This is a genomic window from Nonomuraea sp. NPDC049725, from assembly GCF_040674795.1.
Classification (GTDB): domain Bacteria; phylum Actinomycetota; class Actinomycetes; order Streptosporangiales; family Streptosporangiaceae; genus Nonomuraea; species Nonomuraea ceibae.
Window position 1 is genome coordinate 218,085 of sequence record NZ_JBFANJ010000008.1, and the last position, 18,402, is coordinate 236,486.

Below are 18,402 nucleotides of genomic sequence, written 5' to 3' on the forward strand. Positions count from 1 at the left end.
GGCGGCCTGATCAGCTCAGGATGTCGCGGACCAGGGCGTCGGCGAGCAGGCGGCCCCGCAGGGTGAGCACCATGCGGCCGGACTTGAACGCCTCCGGCTCCAGGAGCCCGTCGGCCAGCGCGGCGGCCACGTGGGTGCGGCCCGTGGGCGGCACGTCCGCCAGCGGGTAGCCGGACGCGAGCCGGAGCTCCAGCATGAGGCGTTCGGTCGCCCGGTCCTCGCCGGTGAGCTCCTCGCGGGCGTGCGCGGGCGACAGGCCCTCCGCCAGGCGCTGCGCGTAGGGGGCGGGGTGCTTGACGTTCCACCAGCGGGTGCCGCCGACGTGGCTGTGGGCGCCGGGCCCGGCGGCCCACCAGTCGCCGCCGGTCCAGTAGAGCAGGTTGTGGCGGCACCGGGCGTCGTCGGAGGTCGCCCAGTTGGACACCTCGTACCAGCGGAACCCGGCCTCGGCCAGCATCTCGTCGGCGATCACGTAGCGGTCGGCGGCCACGTCGTCGTCGGGCATCGGCAGCTCGCCGCGCCGGATGCGGGCGGCCAGGCGGGTGCCGTCCTCGACGATCAGCGAATAGGCCGACACGTGGTCGGGCTCGGCCTCGACGGCGGCGGCCAGCGAGGCGCGCCAGTCGTCGTCGCTCTCCCCCGGCGTGCTGTAGATCAGGTCCAGGTTGACATGGTCGAACCCGGCCTTCCTGGCCTCCAGCACCGCCTGCCCGGCCCGGCCGGGGGTGTGCTGGCGGTCGAGCACGTGCAGGACGTGGTCGCGGGCGCTCTGCATGCCGAAGCTGACCCGGTTGAAGCCGCCTTCCCGGAGCCTCTCCAGGTATTTCGGGTCGACGGACTCGGGGTTCGCCTCGGTCGTCACCTCGGCCCCGGGCGCCAGGCCGAACTCCGCGCCGATGGCCGCCAGGATCCTCGACAGGTCCTCGGCGGGCAGCAGCGTGGGCGTGCCGCCGCCGAAGAACACCGTCTCGACCGGCAGCTCGGCGTCACCGAGCACGCGGCGGGCGAGCCGGATCTCCTCCACCACCGTGGCCGCGTAGTCGGCGCGCGAGGCGCCGGGGCCCAGCTCGGCGGCGGTGTAGGTGTTGAAGTCGCAGTAGCCGCAGCGGGTCACGCAGAACGGCACGTGCACGTAGAAGCCGAACGGGCGCTCGCCGAGCCCCCGCAGGGCGCTCTCGGGCAGCTCGCCCGAGGCGGGCGCGGGGTCTCCGTCTGGCAGCGTCGATGGCACGTCTCCAGTGTGCCCGCTGCCATTGACTGCCTGATCCCCTGGCCCTACGATCCGGGACAACTTACAGGAAAGTTTCCTATAAGTTGCGTGCCCCGGGAGGCGCCCCCCGTGAAGAGAATCCTCATCGCTCTCTCGTCGCTCTTAGTCGCCCTCACCGCGATCGCCGTGCCCGCCCAGGCGGAGAACGACCGCTACAAGCGAGTCGCGTACTTCATCCAATGGGGCGTCTACGGGCGCAACTATCACGTCAAGGACATGGACGTCAGCGGCGCCGCCGCCAAGCTCACGCACGTCAACTACGCGTTCGGCTTCGTCAACGCCGAAGGCGCCTGCTACTCCGCGGACCCGTGGGCCGACTGGCAGCGCCCGGTGCCGGCCGAGCAGAGCGTAGACGGCGTCGCCGACGAGCCCGGCCAGGCCCTGAACGGCAACCTCAACCAGCTCCGCAAGCTCAAGGCCAAGCACCCCGGGCTCAAGGCGCTCATCTCGCTCGGCGGCTGGACCGGCTCGAAGTACTTCTCCGACGCCGTCCTCACCGCCGAATCGCGCACCAAGCTCGCCCAGTCGTGCATCGACCTGTGGCTGCGCGGCAACCTGCCCGGCCTGGAGCCCGGCGCCGGAGCCGGCGTCTTCGACGGCATCGACCTCGACTGGGAGTGGCCCGGCTCCTCCGGCGCCGACGGCAACATCATCCGGCCCGAGGACAAGCAGAACTTCACCCTGTTCGTCGAGGAGCTCCGCTCGCAGCTCCGCGCGTTCTCGCGGGACGCCCAGCTCACCGCGTTCCTCCCCGCCGCCGCCGCCAAGATCGACGCCGGCTTCGAGGTGCGGCGCGTGTTCCGCCAGCTCGACTTCGCCACCGTCCAGGGGTACGACCTGCGCGGCAGCTGGGAGAACCGCACCGGCCACCAGAGCAACCTCCTCACCGACCGCCGCGACCCCAACGACCCCCGCTACAGCGTCGACCAGACCGTCCGCGACTACCTCTCGCGCGGCGCCCCCGCCCGCAAGCTCGTCATCGGCGTCCCCGCCTACGGCCTCGGCTGGACCGGCGTCACCGACGGCGGCGACGGCCTCTACAAGCCGGCCACCGGCCCCGCCCCCGGCAAGTGGGCCGCCGGCGCCGAGGACTACAAGGACCTGGTCAACAAGCCCGGCAAGCGTCACCGCGACCTGCGCACCGGTGCCGTCTGGCTCTACGACGGCAACGAGTTCTGGTCGTACGACGACCCGGTGGTGCTGACGCAGAAGGCGGCCTACATCCGCCTCAAGCGCCTCGGCGGCGCCATGATGTGGTCCATCGACCAGGACGACTCCCGCGCCTCCCTCACCACGGCCCTCTACAGGGTCCTCAAGTGAGACAGCACCCTCGGGGGAGCGCCCCACCACCCGACCCGGCGCTCCCCCACCCCACCCGCGAACCCGCCCCGAACCGCACCCAGGCTCTGCAGGCGGGGTCGTAGGAGGAGATGTGCTCCTCGCGCGGACGTGAAACGCGCCCACGTCCGCGCGAGGCCCTTCCGCGCAACCCAATCCGCGCGGGCCTCTTCCGCGAGGCCCCTTCCGCGCGGTCGTTCCGCGCGAGGCTCCTCAGGACACGACCCCCAGCACCCGTACGGCCACCCGGTCCCAGCGCGGGTCGTAACCGGGCAGGGCCAGGATGCGGCGCAGCAGCTCCTCGTCACCGTGGTAGGCCAGGAACGACTCGGCCACCGTGACGCTCCCGCCGGGCCTGGACACCACGTCCACGGCGTCGCCCGCGCCCAGCTCCCCCGGCTCCACCACCCTCAGGTACGCGCCCGGGCGCCGCGCCTCGGTGAAGCGCCTGACCCAGGCGGGCTCGTCGAGCCAGTTGCGGAACACCACGCACGGCACCCGGGGCCCCGTCACCTCCAGCAGCGCGGTGCCGACTCGCCATCGCTCGCCGATGAGCGCGCCGTTGACGTCGACGCCGGACACGGTGAGGTTCTCGCCGAAGCGGCCGTCGCGCAGCTCGCGGCCCAGCTCGGCCTCCCACCAGTCGTAGTCCTCGCGGGCATAGGCGTAGACGGCGTGGCCCGGGGCGCCGTGGTGCTCCCGGTCGGCGCGCTCGTCACCGGCCAGGCCGCCGGCGCGCACCTCCACCCGGTGGGTGACCGGCCTCTTGTCGATGGCGGTGCGCTTGAGCTTGCCCGCCCACTCCGCGTCGACGGCAGTGCCGACATTTACTGACAAAACGCGCATGCCCGACGGTAACCCGGACCGGCCCCCTCCGGCGATCGGCTAACGGGAGGCGTTGAGGCGGGAGGTGTCGTCGAGGTCGGCGAGCTGTAAGAGGGTGCGCAGCGCGGCCTGGCGCACCTCCTCGACCGAGTCGCCCTGCTCGCCGAAGCAGTCGGCCGCCACGTCGAGCAGCGCTGTCACCACCGCCGCGTCCGGATAGGGGACGTCGACGACCACCTTGCCGTCCTCCCCCACGGCGGCGGGCGTCAGGTGGAGCCGGAGGAGCCGCCGCGTCTCCTCCGCCACGGCCACCCCCAGAACCGCGGCACGCTCAAAGCGCTCAGCAGCGATCATGTCACCCTCCAGTCGCACAAGTGTTCGGGTGAACAAGCTAGCCAGCGCCACCGACAATTCCGCCGGGAACAGCGGCGGCACAGCGGCGGCACAGCGGCGGCGGGTGCCGCGCCATAGACTCGAACGGTGTCCAACAAGATCATTCATGTCCGCGATCTGACCGTGGACCTGGGCGGCAACCCGGTCATCCAGGGCATGGACCTCACCGTCAGCCGGGGAGAGACCGTCTCCGTCGTCGGCCCCAACGGGGCGGGGAAGTCCACGCTGCTGCGCTGCCTGGCGGGGCTGCAACCCGCCACCGAAGGCACCGTGGAGGTCTTCGGCACGCCACCGGCCGACGAGCCCGCCTTCTGGCGCCGGGTGGCGCTGGCGGCCGACGAGCCCGCGTGGTACCCGGGGCTGACGGCCCGCGAGCACCTGGAGCTGATGCTGACCGTGCACGCCGGGCCGCGCATGACGGTCGCGGAGGCGCTTTCGGTGTTCGGGCTGGAGGTGCGCGCCGACGCGCCGCCGCTGAACCTGTCCACCGGGCAGCGCCAGCGCCTCTCCCTGGCCGCCGCGCTGCTCAGGCCCAGCGACCTGCTCCTGCTGGACGAGCCCGAGCGCGGCCTGGACGCGGCCTTCCGCGAGCGGCTGGCCGGGCTTCTGAAGGCGTACACGGGCGAGGGCGGCACGGTGGTGATGGCGACCCACGACGCGGCCCTCGCCGCCCGTGGCCGCGCCGTCTCGCCCACCGCCTCGTCCACCGCCTCGCCCGCCGCCTCGTCGGCCACCTCTCCTGCCGCCTCTCCCACGGGTGAGGTGGCCCGGTGACGGCCGTGCGTGAGGTGCGGGCGTTCGTGCGCACGCGCCGCCGCCGCACGCCGGTCGGCGCGCTGGACCGGTACGCGGGCCTGATCATGACGGCGATCGCCGTGGCCGTGTTCGGCAGGCCGGTCGCCGACGCCGTGGCGGGGCTGCGGGGCCCGGCGGACCTCGCCGGGGTGGCGCCGGGCGTGGCGGTCACCCTGGTGGCGCTGGCCGGCGGGCTGGCGCTGGCCCGGGCGGTGGGGCCGGTGGCGTTGAGCGGGTCCGACGCGGGCTGGCTGGTGATGTCGCCGCTGGACCGGCGCGCGGTGCTCGGGCGTCCCCTGCGGGTGCTGGCCGTGGTGGCGCTGGTGACGGGCGGGGTGCTGGGGCTGGCGCTGCTGGCGCTCGTGGGGGCGCCGGACCACCTGGTGTGGCGGCTCGTGGCGGCAATGGTCGTCGGGGTCTCGGCGACGGCGGGCGGGATGGCGCTGGCCGTACTGGCTCAGACGTCTCACACGTGGCACCTCTGGCTGACGGCCGTCGTGGTGGCGCTTCTCGTGACGGCGGCGGTCGCCGCCGTGGGCACGGCCCGCGCCTCCTTCACCACCGCCGCCGTGACCGGCACGACCGCAGGCACAGCCGCGGCCGTGGGGGACGGTGCGGAGGCGCCGTTCCGCGGGGTGGTCGAGGCGGTGGCGGGGGCGCCGCTGGGAACGGTCGCCGCGGTGGCGGCCGTGGCGGCGCTGGCCTCGGCGCTCCTGGTGGGGCGCGCGTGGGCGCGGGCGGACCGGATCCCGGCGGCGGCGCTGCTGACCTCCTCGGCCCGCGCCGGGCACCTGGCGACGGCGGCCGTGAGCCTCGACACCGGGGCGCTGACCTGGATGGCGGAGGACAACCACTGGCGCGCCAGGCGGCTGCGCTCGGTCCGCTGGCCGTCGCTGCCGGCGCCGCTCGCGCTGGCGTGGCAGGACTGGCTGCGGACGGCCAGGCGGCCGTGGCGGCTGGCCGCGACGTTCGCGGCGGCGGCGCTCCCGGCGCTGCTGGCGCTGGCGGGGGCCGGTGCGGTGGCGGGCGCGGCGGTGCTCGGCGGGGCGCTCGCGGTGGCGGCGGCGGGCGTGTCGGGGGCGCGCAGGGACGGCGACAACCCGGCCCTGGCCCGGCTGCTCGGCGTGGGCCGCCGCCCGGCGCTGCTGGCGAGGGCGCTGCTGCCCGCGCTGACGAGCGGCGTGTGGGCGGCGCTGGCCCTGGCAGGCCTGTCGCTGGCGGGCGCGCTGCCTCCGGTGGGCGCGTGGTGGCTGATGGGCCCGCTGATGGCGCCCGCGCTGGCGGCGGCGGCGCTGCGCATGGCCAGGAGGCGGCCGGTCGACCACTCGCTGCCCATTCTCGACACGGGGTCGGGGGCGATCCCGCTGGGCCCGGTGTTCTGGGCGGCGACCGGGCCGGACCTGGCGCTGATCGGCGCGCTGCCGCTGGTGAACGCGCTGATGTTCACGCCCGCCACGCTCACGGCCACGCTGGTGGCGCAGGCGGTGACGGGCGCGGCGGTGCTGGCCGCGTACGTGCTGCGGGCCCGCTGAACCGCCCGGCTCCTCAGCGGGAGCCGGGCGTCACTTCTTGGTCTTGTCGCCGCCGGAGTCGGTGGACAGCGCGGCGACGAACGCCTCCTGGGGCACCTCGACGCGGCCCACCATCTTCATCCGCTTCTTGCCTTCCTTCTGCTTCTCCAGCAGCTTGCGCTTACGGGAGATGTCGCCGCCGTAGCACTTGGCCAGGACGTCCTTGCGGATGGCGCGGATGTTCTCGCGGGCGATGACGCGGGCGCCGATGGCGGCCTGGATCGGCACCTCGAACTGCTGCCTGGGAATGAGCTCGCGCAGCTTCTTGGCCATGTCGACCCCGTAGGCGTAGGCCTTGTCCTTGTGCACGATGGCGCTGAAGGCGTCGACCGCCTCGCCCTGGAGCAGGATGTCGACCTTGACAAGCTCGGCCTCCTGCTCGCCGGCGGGCTCGTAGTCGAGCGAGGCGTAGCCGCGGGTGCGCGACTTGAGCTGGTCGAAGAAGTCGAAGATGATCTCGCCGAGCGGCAGCGTGTAGCGGATCTCGACGCGGTCCTCCGACAGGTAGTCCATGCCCTGGAGCTGCCCGCGCCGCCCCTGGCAGATCTCCATGATCGCGCCGATGAACTCGGCGGGGGCCAGGATGGTGGACTTGGTGACCGGCTCGAAGACCTGGGCGATCTTGCCGCCGGTGGGGAACTCCGAGGGGTTGGTGACGGTCAGCTCCGTGCCGTCCTCCATGACGACGCGGTAGACGACGTTGGGCGCGGTGGAGATCAGCGACAGGCCGAACTCCCGCTCCAGCCGCTCGCGGACGATCTCCATGTGGAGCAGGCCGAGGAAGCCGACGCGGAAGCCGAAGCCGAGCGCGGCCGACGTCTCCGGCTCGTAGACGAGCGCGGCGTCGTTGAGCTGGAGCTTGTCGAGCGCCTCGCGCAGCTCCGGGTACTCGTCGCCGTCGATCGGGTAGAGGCCGGAGAACACCATCGGCTTGGGGTGCTCGTAGCCTTCGAGCATCTCGCGGGCGGACTTGACGGCGGTGGTGACGGTGTCGCCGACGCGGGACTGGCGTACGTCCTTCACGCCGGTGATCAGGTAGCCCACCTCGCCGACGCCGAGGCCGGGCTCGGACGGCTTGGGCTCGGGCGAGATGACGCCGATCTCCAGTGTCTCGTGGGTGGCGCCGGTGGACATCATGAGGATGCGCTCGCGCTTGCCCAGGTGCCCGTCGATGACGCGGACGTACGTGACGACGCCCCGGTAGGTGTCGTAGACCGAGTCGAAGATCAGCGCCCGCGCGGCCGCGTCGGCGTCGCCGACCGGGGCGGGCACGGTGGCGACGACGTGGTCGAGCAGCTCGCGCACGCCCACGCCGGTCTTGCCGGAGACGCGCAGCACGTCGGAGGGGTCGCAGCCGATGAGGCCTGCCAGCTCCTCGGCGAACTTCTCCGGCTGGGCCGCCGGCAGGTCGATCTTGTTGAGCACCGGGATGATGTGCAGGTCGGCGTTCATGGCCAGGTAGAGGTTGGCCAGCGTCTGCGCCTCGATGCCCTGGGCGGCGTCGACCAGGAGGATCGCGCCCTCGCACGCCTGGAGCGAGCGCGACACCTCGTAGGTGAAGTCGACGTGGCCGGGCGTGTCGATCATGTTGAGCACGTGGCCGTCCCAGGGCAGGCGGACCGCCTGGGACTTGATGGTGATGCCGCGCTCGCGTTCGATGTCCATCCGGTCGAGGTATTGGGCGCGCATGGAGCGGTCGTCGACCACACCGGTGATCTGCAGCATCCGGTCGGCAAGGGTCGACTTGCCATGGTCGATGTGCGCGATGATGCAGAAGTTGCGGATCAACGCGGGGTCGGTCTGGCCAGGCTGAGTGCGCACCGAAGTCCGTTTCGACAGGGTTGAGGACAAGCAGTCTTTCATGGTGACATGCCCGGGTGACTTCCCGAGCCGTCATCCGCCGCGGCCTGCGCCTGGTCGCGCTGGTCGTGGCCGTCGTGGTGGTGCTGACCGGCGTCGTAGCCGCAGCGTTCCGCCTCCAGTTTACCGGCGAGCCCGCGGGCTGGGCGAAGAGCACCGGTAACGACGCCATGTGGCTGGGCCACATGTGGGTGGACGGCCGCCGCACGGAGGCGGACGTGCGGGAGCTGGCCACGCGGCTGCGCGCCACCGGCATCAAGGATGTGTACGTGCATTCCGGGCCGTTCGAGATGGATGGCCGACTAGATCCCGCCAAATACCCCGACGCCCAAAATTTCGTCCAATGGATGAAGAATTACCTCCCCGGGGTCCGCGTCTCCGCCTGGCTCGGCCAGTCCGTCGAGGACGCGCTCGACCTCGACGACCCCGCCTCCCGCCGGAACGTCCTGGCTGGCGTCGCCGCCGTCATGCGGACCGGCTACGACGGCATCCACTACAACTTCGAGCCGATCGGCGACGGCGACACCGACTTCCTGGTCCTGCTGGAGGAGACGCGCAAGCACACGCGCCTGCTGTCGACCTCCACGCCCCAGATCGAGCCGTACCCGGGCATGCGCCTGGCCACCAGGGCCGTCCTCACCCACGACAAGTACTGGTCGCGGGGCTTCTTCCAGGAGGTCGCCGACCGGGTCGACCAGGTCGCCGTCATGACGTACGACTCGGGCCTGCCCCTGCAGTCGCTCTACGGCGGTCACGTGGCCAGGCAGGCTGAGCTGGCGCTGGAGCTGGTGCCCGAGACCAAGCACGTGTTCGTCGGCGCGCCCGCCTATCATGACCACGACGTCCCGTGGAGCGACGCGGCCGAGAGCGTCGCGCTCGCGGCCGAGGGCGCCAAGCTGGCGCTGTCCGGCCACGGCCCGCGCGAGCGGTTCGGCCTCGCCCTGTACGTGGACTTCGCGGCCACGGCGGAGGACTGGGCGGAATACCGGACACGCTGGCTGTCGTAGAACGCCGTTGATTTGAGCTGCCAGCTGGGTTATTGGTAGCCTGGGCAACTGCGTGTGGCGCGCCCTCTCTCGAGCCCGCGCGCTTCATCCATCACCTAAGACTTTCACCGAGGCTTCTTCGTGGCGAACATCAAGTCCCAGATCAAGCGCAACAGGCAGAACGAGAAGGCCCGCCTGCGCAACAAGGCGGTCAAGTCCTCCCTGAAGACGGCTGTCCGCAAGTTCCGCGAGGCTGCCGAGCAGGGTGACGTCGAGCAGGCCGCGGCGCTCCAGCGGGTCGCCGCCCGTCAGCTCGACAAGGCCGTCAGCAAGGGCGTCATCCACAAGAACCAGGCCGCCAACCGCAAGTCCGCGATCGCCAAGCAGGCCGCGGCCCTGGCCAAGTAACGCTTCAGCGCGACGCCGCACCCTCTGACGGGGGGTGCGGCGTTTTGTGTTGCGCCCCCACTCCTCCCATACTCCGCTGAGTGAAGTATGTCCATGCGGAATGTGTCACAGTTTCAATATCACATACGCATCGCCGCAGCGTATCGGCTGTGTCACCGTTGAAAAGACGACCTTGCGGCCGGAGCGGGCACTGCTCAAAGGTTCACCTAACCGGGTGAATGGGGGTCGCATGCGGGGGCCGTTAGTCGTCAAGCGTGCGTTCAGCGAGCCGTTGCTCCTGCTGGCGGCGTTCGGCTCGATCCTGCTCGCCACCACCACGCTGGTCGCGCTCACCATGTACGCCTCCTCGATCGCCGAGGCGGGCGTGCTCCGGACGATGGAGACCGCGCCGCTGCGGCAGATCGCCGTCACCGTGAACGCCCCGGTGACGGCCGAGGACTTCGGCAGGCAGGACAAGACCGTACGCGACGCCGCCGCCGAGGCCTTCGGGGGCGTGCCGGCCGAGATCTCCACCAGCTTCCGCTCCGACTCGTACGCGATGCCGGGCCAGCAGGACCGCAAGGTTCCCGAGCTGCTCAGGTTCGGCGCCTACGACGGGCTCGACAAGCACGCCAAGCTGGTCTCCGGCACCTGGCCCGAGCCCGGCGGCGACGTGGTGCAGGCGGCGATCCCGCTGTCGGCGTCCTCGGCGTCGGGGCTGACGGCCGGTCAGGAGATCAGCACCGAGGGCCGGCTCGACGGCAAGACCGTCAAGGTGCGCATCACCGGCGTCTTCCAGCTCGACGACCCATTCGGCGACCGCTGGACCGGCGAGCAGCTGCTCAGCCGGGGCGTGGAGAGCGGGCAGTTCACCACGTACGGGCCGCTGATGGTGCCGCGCGAGACGTTCCTGTCCAAGTTCGCCACCCACGTCACGACCACGTGGACGCTCGTCCCCGCCGTGCGCGACCTGACGCCCGAGCAGCTTCGCCCGCTCGCCGCCGCCGTGGACGAGCTGCCCGAGGCGCTCAAGTCCGGCGGCTGCCCGTCCTGCCAGACGACCACGCGGCTGGCCGAGGTACTGACCCAGCTCGACACCGCCTCGCTGGTCGCCCGCTCCACGATGCTCATCCCGGTGCTGCAACTGCTGCTGCTCGCCGCGTACGCGCTCATGCTGACCGCCCGCCTGCTGGCCGACCACCGGCGGATGGAGGTGGCGCTGCTGCGCTCGCGCGGCGCCGGGACGCTGCGCCTGGCCGGGCTGGCGGGCGGCGAGGCGCTGCTGGTGGCGGTGCCGTGCGCGGTCGCCGCGCCGTTCCTCGCGCCGCCGCTGCTCGCGCTCATCAACATGCTGCCGTGGATCGCCGCCTCCGGCGTCCGGCTGGCGCCCGTCGCCGACCTGGGCACGTTCCTCGTCTCCGCGGGCGTGGCGCTGGCCTCGGCCGTGCTGCTCATGCTGCCCGCCCTGGCCGGGGCGCGGCGCACGTACGTCGAGGAGCAGGCGTCGCGGGGCCGCGGCGGCGGGCGCGGGCTGATCCAGCGCGCGGGCGCCGACCTGGCGCTGCTGGTGGTGGCGGCGCTGGCGATCTGGCAGCTCCAGCACTACGGCGCGCCCGTCACCACGACCGCCGGCGGCGGCCTGGGCATCGACCCGCTGATCATCTCCGGCCCGGCGCTGGCGCTGCTCACCGGCGGCATGCTCGGCCTGCGGCTGGTGCCGCGCATCTCCCGGCTGGCCGAACGGCTCACGGCCAAGCGGCCCAGCCTGGCCCCCGCGCTCGGCGCGTGGCAGGTCAGCAGGCGGCCGCTGCGCTACTCCGGGCCCGCGCTGCTGCTGACCATGGCGATCGCGATCGGCATCGTGTCGATGGCCACGGCCTCCACCTGGCGGGCCTCCCAGCTCGACCAGGCCCGCCATCAGGCGGGCGCCGACCTGCGGCTGTCCGGACCTCCCGAATCGCCCGAGCTGGGCGTGTCCGGGCGCGGCACCGCGTTCACCGCCCTGCCCGGCGTCACCGCGGCCTCGCCCGCCTTCCGCGGCCAGGTCGACCTCAGCGGCCAGACCGTCACCCTGCTCGCCCTGGACGGCGGCAAGCTGGAGCGGCTCTTCCAGCTCCGGCCCGACCTGTCGGCGCAGTCGGTCGGGGCGATGGCGCGCGGCCTGGTCGCCGGCCGGGCCGAGGCCACCGGCCTCGAACTGCCAGGACAGCCCACCACGCTCACCGCGGACGTGCGCACGAACCGCGTGTGGCCGGTGCGGGCGCGGATCTCCGACGCGCTCGGCGTCTGGCACGACCTGCCCGTCGTCGTCGACCAGCAGGGCACGGGCCGGGTGGACCTCAAGTGGCTGGGCGGCAAGACCGGGAAGATCGCCTACCCGCTGACGGTCCGCGGGTTCATCGCCACGCCGCCGCCCGTCGACGAGGCGGCCGTGACCGTCACCGTGTCCGGCCTGGCCGCCGACGGCCGCGACCTCGGCGCACCCCAGGTCAGCATGGAGGTGGTCGGCGACCTGCCCGTCCTGCGGACGTTCGCCCCGCTGCCGAAGCCGGCCCCGCTGCCCGTCGTCATGACCGCCGACCTGGCCGCCGCCAGCAAGCTGACCGCCGGGCAGACCGGGCGGATCAACCTGGACCGCCGCGTCATCGACGTCACGCTCGCCGGCGTCGTCGACCGGATGCCCACGACGGACCCCGCCCAGCCGGCGCTGCTGGCCGACTGGACGACGCTCCAGGAGCACGGCCTGTCCGCGGCGCTGCTGCCGCGACCGGCGACGGAGTGGTGGCTGGCCACCGAGGACGGCGAGACGAGCGCGGCGACGGCGGCGCTGCGCGTCAACCCGCAGTGGAACGTCACCGTGACCGACCAGCGGCGGCTGGCGGCCGAGCTGCAGGACGACCCGCTGGCCAGCGGGCTCCAGGGCGCGCTCATCCTCGGCTTCCTGGCCGCGCTCGTGTTCGCCGCCCTGGGCTTCCTGGTGAACGCGACCGTCGCGGCGCGCGAACGGATGTCGGAGTTCACGATCCTGCGGGCGCTCGGCGTGAGCTTCCGGCAGGTGTTCGGGCTGCTGGCCGTCGAGCAGGCGTTCGTCGTCGGGCTGTCGCTGGTGGCCGGCACCGCGCTCGCCGTGGTCGTGGGCAACCTCGTCGTGCCGCACATCGTGCTGACCGGGCAGGCGGCGGCGGTCACGCCGTCGGTGCTGCTCGACATTCCGTGGCTCGCGACCGCGGGCATGCTCGCGCTGGTGGCGCTGGTGCTGTTCGCCATCGTCGCGGGACTCGCGCGCAACCTGCGCAGGCAAGGGCTCGGCCGGGTCCTGCGGATCGGGGAGGACCAGTGAAGCTCCTGCACCTGGCCCGGGTACACCTGGGCGCGGTGGCCGTGCTGCTCGCGCTGACGCTGAGCGCGTGCCTGCTCGTGGCGGGGCTGCCGCGCGTGACGCAGGCGGCGTTCGACGCCGCGCTGCGCGAGGCGCTGCTGAAGGCGCCCGCCGAGCGGGTCGACCTGACGACGATGATGACGACCGACTCCCCCGGCCAGGACCTGACCCGGGCCCAGTCCTTCGACGAGGTCGAGCAGGACATGCGCGCGGTGCTGCCCGCGCCGCTCGACCGGCTGATCGCCCCCGCCGGCACGGGCACCGGCCACTCCGGCGCGAAGACGTACGGGACGCCGGTCTCCGGCACGGGCGGCAAGCAGTACCTCAACCTCGCCTGGCTGTCCGACCAGGAACGCCGCGTCACCTGGGTCGAGGGCCGGGCCCCCGGCGAGCCGGCCACGACCACCTGGAACAACCAGGAGCTCACGCTCTTCGAGGCGGGCATGGCCCGCGAGGCCATGTCGGCGCTCGGCATCAAGATCGGCGACACGCGGGTCATCGGCGAGAACAACTACGCCGCCGTCAAGGTCGTCGGCGCCTTCGAGGCCAAGGACCCGGCCGACCGCTACTGGAGCCACAACCAGGACGTCATCAACCTCCAGCTCAACCGCCCGGCGGGCAGCCTCGACGAGGAGGTGCACGCCACCGCGCTGATCTCCGACCAGGGCCTGAGCAAGCTCAGCGGGCGCGACCGCAACCTGACCTACTTCTGGATCCTGCCGCTGCGCACGCAGGCGGCCACCGCGCTCGACGTGCCCGAACTGCTCCCGGCGATCAAGGAGTTCGAGCGGCGGATGAAGGTCGCCGACGGGATGCTGCCGCGCCAGATCCTGCGGACCGGGCTGCCGGAGATGCTCGGCTCGTTCCAGGCCCGGCTGGCGACCGCGCAGACCGTCATGTACCTGGTGCTCGGCGGGCTGCTGCTGGTCGCGCTCGGCGTGATCCTGCTGGCCGTGCAGCTCCTGGCCGACCGGATGGACACCGCGCTCGGGCTGATGCGGGCGCGCGGCGGGGCGCTGCGGCAGCTCGCCGGGACGGGCGCCGGGCTGGTCGCGCTGGCCGTCGTGCCCGCCGCCCTGGCCGGGTACGCGCTCTCGTACCTCTTCCCCGGGCCGGTGCTGCCGCTCGTGCACGGGGGCCCGCTGCTCGTGGTCGTCGTGGCGGTGGCGTTCGCGGCGGCGCGGATCGCCGTCGCCCACCGGACCCCGCTGAACGAGCGGCGCGACGACGTGGCCACCGCCCGGCCGTCCGCCAAGCGGATCACGCTGGAGGTGCTGGTCGTCGGCCTGGCGCTGGCCGGGGCCTACCTGCTGCGCACGCGCGGGCTGACGACCGACGTGCGGACCGAGGGACAGGACCCGTTCCTGCTGCTGGTCCCGCTCGCGCTCGCGCTCGCCGCGGGGCTGATCACCATGCGCTGCTACCCCTATCCGCTGCGCCTGCTGGTACGGCTCGCGGCCCGGATGCGGCCGGCCGTGCCGTTCCTCGGGCTGACGCGGGCGGCCCGGGCGCGCTCGTTCAGCATGCTGCCGGTGCTGATCCTGCTGCCGGCGCTGGGCGTGTCGGTGTTCGCCTCGGTGGTCTCCGGCGGCGTCGGCGACACGCAGCGGCTGGCCTCCTGGCAGAGCGTGGGCGCGCCCGCCACCGTCACCTCCAGGATGGAACTGCCCGCCGAGACGATCGAGCGCGTGCGTCAGGTGCCCGGCGTGACCGCCGTGGTGCCCGCGCAGTACGCCTCGGTCCAGGTCGGCCACACGCCGGAACGGGCCGAGCTGCTCGCGGTCGACCTGCGGAGCTGGCAGGGGCTGCTCGGCGGCTCCCCGATCACGCTGCCCACCGCGGGGACCGCGCCGTCCGGCATCCCGGCGGTGGTCTCGCCCGCGCTGGCGGGGCGCGGCACGTTCGAGATCGGCTGGAACTCGCGGCTGAAGATCACCGAGACCGGCGTCGCCCCGACGCTGCCCGGTTTCTTCACCGAGGGCAAGTTCATCGTGGTGCCGTTCGACGTCGGGCAGCGGCCGGTGGTCAACACGCTGATCGTCGGCGGCACCGCGTCCGCCGAGGCGCTGCGCGCCGCCCTACCCGGCACGATCGTGCGGACGCAGGCCGCCGCGCTCGCCGACATCCAGGACGACCCGCTGACCGGCACCGTCCGCACCACGCTGCTCGTGGTGACGATCGCGCTGTCCGCGTACGCGCTCGTCGCGGTGATCATCGCGCTGGTGATCGGCGCCGCCGACCGGGCCAGGGCGCTGTCGTTCCTGCGTACGCTGGGCCTGTCCGACCGGCAGGCGCAACGCCTGACCGTGCTGGAGGTCATGCCCATGATCCTCGTCACCGCCCTGGTGGGCCTGGCCCTCGGGCTCGTCCTGCCCGCCGCGCTCGGGCCCGGCGTCGACCTGTCCGCCTACGCCGGCGGGCTGCCCGTCGGCGACTACGAGCTCGACCTGGTCACGCCGACGGCGCTGGCCGCCGGGCTCACCCTCGTGGCCGTGCTCGGCGCCTACGCGCACACCGCCATCAGCCGCCGCCGCAGCCTCGGCGCCGTACTCCGAGTGGGTGATCTGTCTTGAACCCGACCCTGTCCGAGCTGGAGGCGCAGGCCAGCAAGGGAAAGGCCGCCTTCGGCGGCGACGCGCACATCGTCTGCGACAACCTGGTGCGCATCTACAAGACCGAGGGCGTCGAGGTCGTCGCCCTCCAGGGGCTCGACCTGCTCGTGCAGAAGGGCGAGCTGCTGGCCATCGTCGGCGCGTCCGGCTCCGGCAAGTCGACGCTGCTCAACGTGCTGTCCGGGCTGGACGTGCCCACGGCGGGCGTCGCCAAGGTGGGCGGCATGGACCTGCTGTCGATGACGGCCAAGGACCGGCTGCGCTACCGGCGCGAGGTGGTCGGGTTCATCTGGCAGCAGACGGCGCGCAACCTGCTGCCGTACCTGTCGGCGCGGGAGAACGTCGAGCTGCCGATGAAGCTGGCCGGCAAGGCCAGGCGCGGCCGGGCGACGGAGCTGCTGGAGCTCCTGGGCGTCGGCTACTGCGCCGACCGGACCACGCCCGAGATGTCGGGCGGCGAGCAGCAGCGGGTGGCCATCGCGGTCGCGCTCGCCAACGGCCCGCAGCTCGTGCTCGCCGACGAGCCCACCGGCGAGCTCGACAGCGACACCTCGGAGCAGGTGTTCGACGCGCTGCGCAAGGCCAACAGGGAGCTGGGCGTGACCGTGGTCGTGGTGACGCACGACCCGCTGGTGTCGGAGCAGGTGGACCGCACCGTCGGCATCCGCGACGGCCGCACCAGCAGCGAGACGCTGCGCCGCGAGGACGCCGAGGGCCAGATCATCGCCGAGGAGTACGCGGTGCTCGACCGCGTGGGCCGCCTGCAGCTGCCGCGCGACTTCATGAACGCGCTGGAGATGGAGCGCCGCGTGCGCCTGGAGCTGGAATCCGACCATATCGGGGTATGGCCGGCGAGAGAGGAGCCGTCCGGTGAGCAGTGAGCCGCTCGTCGTCGTCGAAGGCGTCCGCAAGGTCTACCGCAGCGGGCCCAAGGAGGTCGTCGCGCTCCGGGAGGTGTCGTTCGAGGCGTACCCCGGCGAGCTCGTCGCCATCCGAGGCCGGTCCGGATCGGGCAAGACGACGCTGCTCAACCAGATCGGCGGCCTCGACAGGCCCGACGCCGGCCGCGTGGTCGTCGCCGGACACGAGGTCACCTCGCTGTCCGAGGACAACCTGCTCGCGCTGCGCCGCGACGTCGTCGGGTTCGTGTTCCAGTCGTTCGGGCTGATCCCCGTGCTGTCGGCGGCCGAGAACGTCGGCGTGCCCATGCGCCTGGCCCGCACCCCCGTCGAGGAGCGCGAGAAGCGCATCCGCATGCTGCTCGCCCTCGTCGGCCTCGAACAGCACGCCAACCAGCGCCCCTACGAGCTGTCCGGCGGCCAGCGGCAGCGCGTCGCCATCGCCCGCTCGCTCGCCAACCGGCCCCGCCTGCTCGTCGCCGACGAGCCGACCGGTCAGCTCGACTCCCAGACCGGCCGGCAGATCATGCAACTGCTGCGCGCCCTCGTCCGCAGCGAAGGCGTCACCGCCCTGGTCGCCACCCACGACCCGGGCCTGATCACGCTCGCCGACCGGGTCCTGGAGATCAGCGACGGCGTGCTGCGAGAGGCCGCGCTGCAGGAAACCTGACCACCGCCGCCAGGTTCGCCACGGCCACCAGCACCGCCCCGGCCACCAGCAGCCCCGGCATCCCCGTCACCCCCGCGAGCGGCGCCGCCACCGCCAGCCCGAGCGGCCGCGACGCGAACGAGATCAGCCCGTCGAACGACCGCACCCGGCCCAGCGCCGCCTCCGGGATCTCCTCCGCCAGCAGCGTCTCCCACAGCGGGCTCAGCACGCCCAGCCCGAACATCGCCACCAGGTACGCCCCCGCGATCCCCCACGCGGGCAACGGCACGGCCAGCGCGACCAGCGGCAGCACGTACAGCGCCGCCCCGGCCTGCGCCGCCACCAGCGGCCTGCGCACCGGCAGCCTCGGCGCCACCAGCACGCCCAGCACCAGGCCCACCGTGCCACACTGCACGATCAGCACCCAGCTCGCCTCGCCGCCCAGCGCGTTCACCGCCGTGAGCGGGCCCAGCGTCAGGAACAGCCCGGCCACGAAATGCCACACCCCGTGCCCCAGCACCGCCGCCACGAACCAGCGCCGCGCCCGCACCTCCCGCCACCCCTCGGCCAGCTCCCGCCCGAACGCCCCCCTGCCTCCCCGCCCTCCCGCCCTGGAACCGGACCCCGTTCGAACGCCACCCGCCGCCGGAGCGGACCCCGTACGAACGCCATCCGTCGCCGAGGTGGACCCTGTACGGGCGTCATCCAGCGCGGGGCTCGACGCCATGCCACCCGGCGCGGGGGCCGACCCGACGCCACCTCGCGCAGGGACCGACCCGACGCCACCCGGCGCGGGGGCCGACCCGACGCCACCTCGCGCAGGGACCGACCCGACGCCACCCGGCGCGGGGGCCGACCCGACACCACCCGCCTTCAAGTCGGAGCTCGTACGGATGCCGCCGAGGGTCAGGGCCGAGCAGGCGAACACGGCGGCGGTGAGCAGCGCCGACCAGCCTGGACCGGCGGCCAGCACGACGCCGCCCGCCAGAGCGGGCGCGAGCACGCTCGACAGGCTGGTGGCCACGCCGATGCGCGCGTTCACCCGCAGCCGCGCGTCCGGCGGAACGACGGCGACCACCAGCCGGGGCACCGCCGGCATCCCGAACGCGATCGCCACCCCGGTCACGGCGGACAACACCGCCAGATCGGCGATCCGCCCAACCCCCGCCAGCAGCTCGATCCCGATGCCCGCCTGAGCCAGACAACGCACCAGGTCGGCGACCAGCACGACCCGCGCGGGCGGCAGCCGGTCGGCGACCACCCCCGCCACCGGCAGGCACAGCAGCAGCGGCAGCAGCTCGCACGCCAGCACCAGACCCAGATCCTCGGCACTCCCCGTGGCCCGCAGCACCGCCAGCGTGAGCGTGGTCGGGATCAACGCCGTGGCCAGCGCGGACAGCGCACGCCCGATCAGCAACCGTCTCGTCATGGGCCACGA

14 protein-coding genes are annotated in these 18,402 nt (G+C 73.1%); 9 read left to right on the plus strand and 5 right to left on the minus strand.

Annotated features, from left to right (window positions below; all coding sequences use genetic code 11):
• Positions 1–10: 10 nt before the first annotated feature.
• Positions 11–1,231, minus strand: a complete 1,221-nt coding sequence (gene hemW, locus AB0J53_RS22445; RefSeq protein ID WP_364175256.1) for a radical SAM family heme chaperone HemW — start codon at positions 1,229–1,231, stop codon at positions 11–13.
• A gap of 108 nt (positions 1,232–1,339) precedes the next feature.
• Here hemW and AB0J53_RS22450 point away from each other — a divergent pair, with 108 nt between their 5' ends.
• Entirely contained in the window at positions 1,340–2,590 is a 1,251-nt protein-coding gene (locus AB0J53_RS22450; protein WP_364175259.1) for a glycoside hydrolase family 18 protein, read from the plus strand.
• 231 nt (positions 2,591–2,821) lie between these two features.
• On the opposite strand, the gene AB0J53_RS22455 is transcribed toward AB0J53_RS22450, so the two are convergent.
• Together AB0J53_RS22455 and AB0J53_RS22460 are read right to left on the minus strand one after the other, a co-directional pair.
• Positions 2,822–3,454 carry an MOSC domain-containing protein gene (locus AB0J53_RS22455; RefSeq protein ID WP_364175262.1) on the minus strand — a complete coding sequence of 211 codons (633 nt, stop codon included), beginning with the start codon at positions 3,452–3,454 and terminating at the stop codon, positions 2,822–2,824.
• Between the two features lie 39 nt (positions 3,455–3,493).
• Entirely contained in the window at positions 3,494–3,787 is a 294-nt protein-coding gene (locus AB0J53_RS22460) for a hypothetical protein (RefSeq protein ID WP_364175265.1), read from the minus strand.
• A gap of 126 nt (positions 3,788–3,913) precedes the next feature.
• Here AB0J53_RS22460 and ccmA point away from each other — a divergent pair, with 126 nt between their 5' ends.
• Together ccmA and AB0J53_RS22470 are read left to right on the plus strand one after the other, a co-directional pair.
• Entirely contained in the window at positions 3,914–4,600 is a 687-nt protein-coding gene (gene ccmA, locus AB0J53_RS22465; protein ID WP_364175268.1) for a heme ABC exporter ATP-binding protein CcmA, read from the plus strand.
• Entirely contained in the window at positions 4,597–6,153 is a 1,557-nt protein-coding gene (locus AB0J53_RS22470) for a DUF6297 family protein (RefSeq protein WP_364175271.1), read from the plus strand. Before ccmA ends, AB0J53_RS22470 begins: the two co-directional genes overlap by 4 nt.
• A 30-nt stretch (positions 6,154–6,183) precedes the next feature.
• Here AB0J53_RS22470 and lepA read toward each other — a convergent pair whose 3' ends face one another.
• A complete protein-coding gene (gene lepA / locus AB0J53_RS22475; protein ID WP_357585155.1) occupies positions 6,184–8,013 on the minus strand; it encodes a translation elongation factor 4 in 1,830 nt (609 codons plus the stop codon).
• 56 nt (positions 8,014–8,069) lie between these two features.
• Here lepA and AB0J53_RS22480 point away from each other — a divergent pair, with 56 nt between their 5' ends.
• From AB0J53_RS22480 to AB0J53_RS22505, 6 genes are all read left to right on the plus strand, one after another.
• Positions 8,070–9,059, plus strand: a complete 990-nt coding sequence (locus AB0J53_RS22480; protein WP_364175274.1) for a hypothetical protein — start codon at positions 8,070–8,072, stop codon at positions 9,057–9,059.
• A gap of 120 nt (positions 9,060–9,179) precedes the next feature.
• On the plus strand, positions 9,180–9,446 hold the full coding sequence (rpsT, locus tag AB0J53_RS22485) for a 30S ribosomal protein S20 (RefSeq protein WP_049574879.1): 267 nt from the start codon (positions 9,180–9,182) through the stop codon (positions 9,444–9,446).
• A gap of 229 nt (positions 9,447–9,675) precedes the next feature.
• Positions 9,676–12,765 carry an ABC transporter permease gene (locus tag AB0J53_RS22490; protein ID WP_364175278.1) on the plus strand — a complete coding sequence of 1,030 codons (3,090 nt, stop codon included), beginning with the start codon at positions 9,676–9,678 and terminating at the stop codon, positions 12,763–12,765.
• Complete coding sequence (locus tag AB0J53_RS22495; protein ID WP_364175281.1) at positions 12,762–15,377, plus strand: FtsX-like permease family protein; 2,616 nt, start codon at positions 12,762–12,764, stop codon at positions 15,375–15,377. Before AB0J53_RS22490 ends, AB0J53_RS22495 begins: the two co-directional genes overlap by 4 nt.
• On the plus strand, positions 15,374–16,297 hold the full coding sequence (locus AB0J53_RS22500; RefSeq protein WP_219507487.1) for an ABC transporter ATP-binding protein: 924 nt from the start codon (positions 15,374–15,376) through the stop codon (positions 16,295–16,297). The genes AB0J53_RS22495 and AB0J53_RS22500 overlap by 4 nt, the downstream gene beginning before the upstream one ends.
• Entirely contained in the window at positions 16,287–16,985 is a 699-nt protein-coding gene (locus tag AB0J53_RS22505; protein ID WP_219507485.1) for an ABC transporter ATP-binding protein, read from the plus strand. Before AB0J53_RS22500 ends, AB0J53_RS22505 begins: the two co-directional genes overlap by 11 nt.
• Here the strand turns inward: AB0J53_RS22505 and AB0J53_RS22510 are convergent.
• Positions 16,942–18,393: an MFS transporter gene (locus tag AB0J53_RS22510; RefSeq protein WP_364175286.1), complete on the minus strand. Its 1,452-nt coding sequence runs from the start codon at positions 18,391–18,393 to the stop codon at positions 16,942–16,944. The two genes, AB0J53_RS22505 and AB0J53_RS22510, sit on opposite strands and share 44 nt — an antisense overlap.
• Between the last annotated feature and the right edge of the window lie 9 nt (positions 18,394–18,402).

Excerpts from the sequence above, each read along its gene's own strand:
- AB0J53_RS22455 (WP_364175262.1), bottom strand. The coding sequence starts at position 3,454 with ATGCGCGTTTTGTCAGTAAATGTCGGCACTGCCGTCGACGCGGAGTGG.
- AB0J53_RS22460 (WP_364175265.1), bottom strand. The coding sequence starts at position 3,787 with ATGATCGCTGCTGAGCGCTTTGAGCGTGCCGCGGTTCTGGGGGTGGCC.
- AB0J53_RS22510 (WP_364175286.1), bottom strand. The coding sequence starts at position 18,393 with ATGACGAGACGGTTGCTGATCGGGCGTGCGCTGTCCGCGCTGGCCACG.
- AB0J53_RS22490 (WP_364175278.1), top strand. The coding sequence starts at position 9,676 with ATGCGGGGGCCGTTAGTCGTCAAGCGTGCGTTCAGCGAGCCGTTGCTC.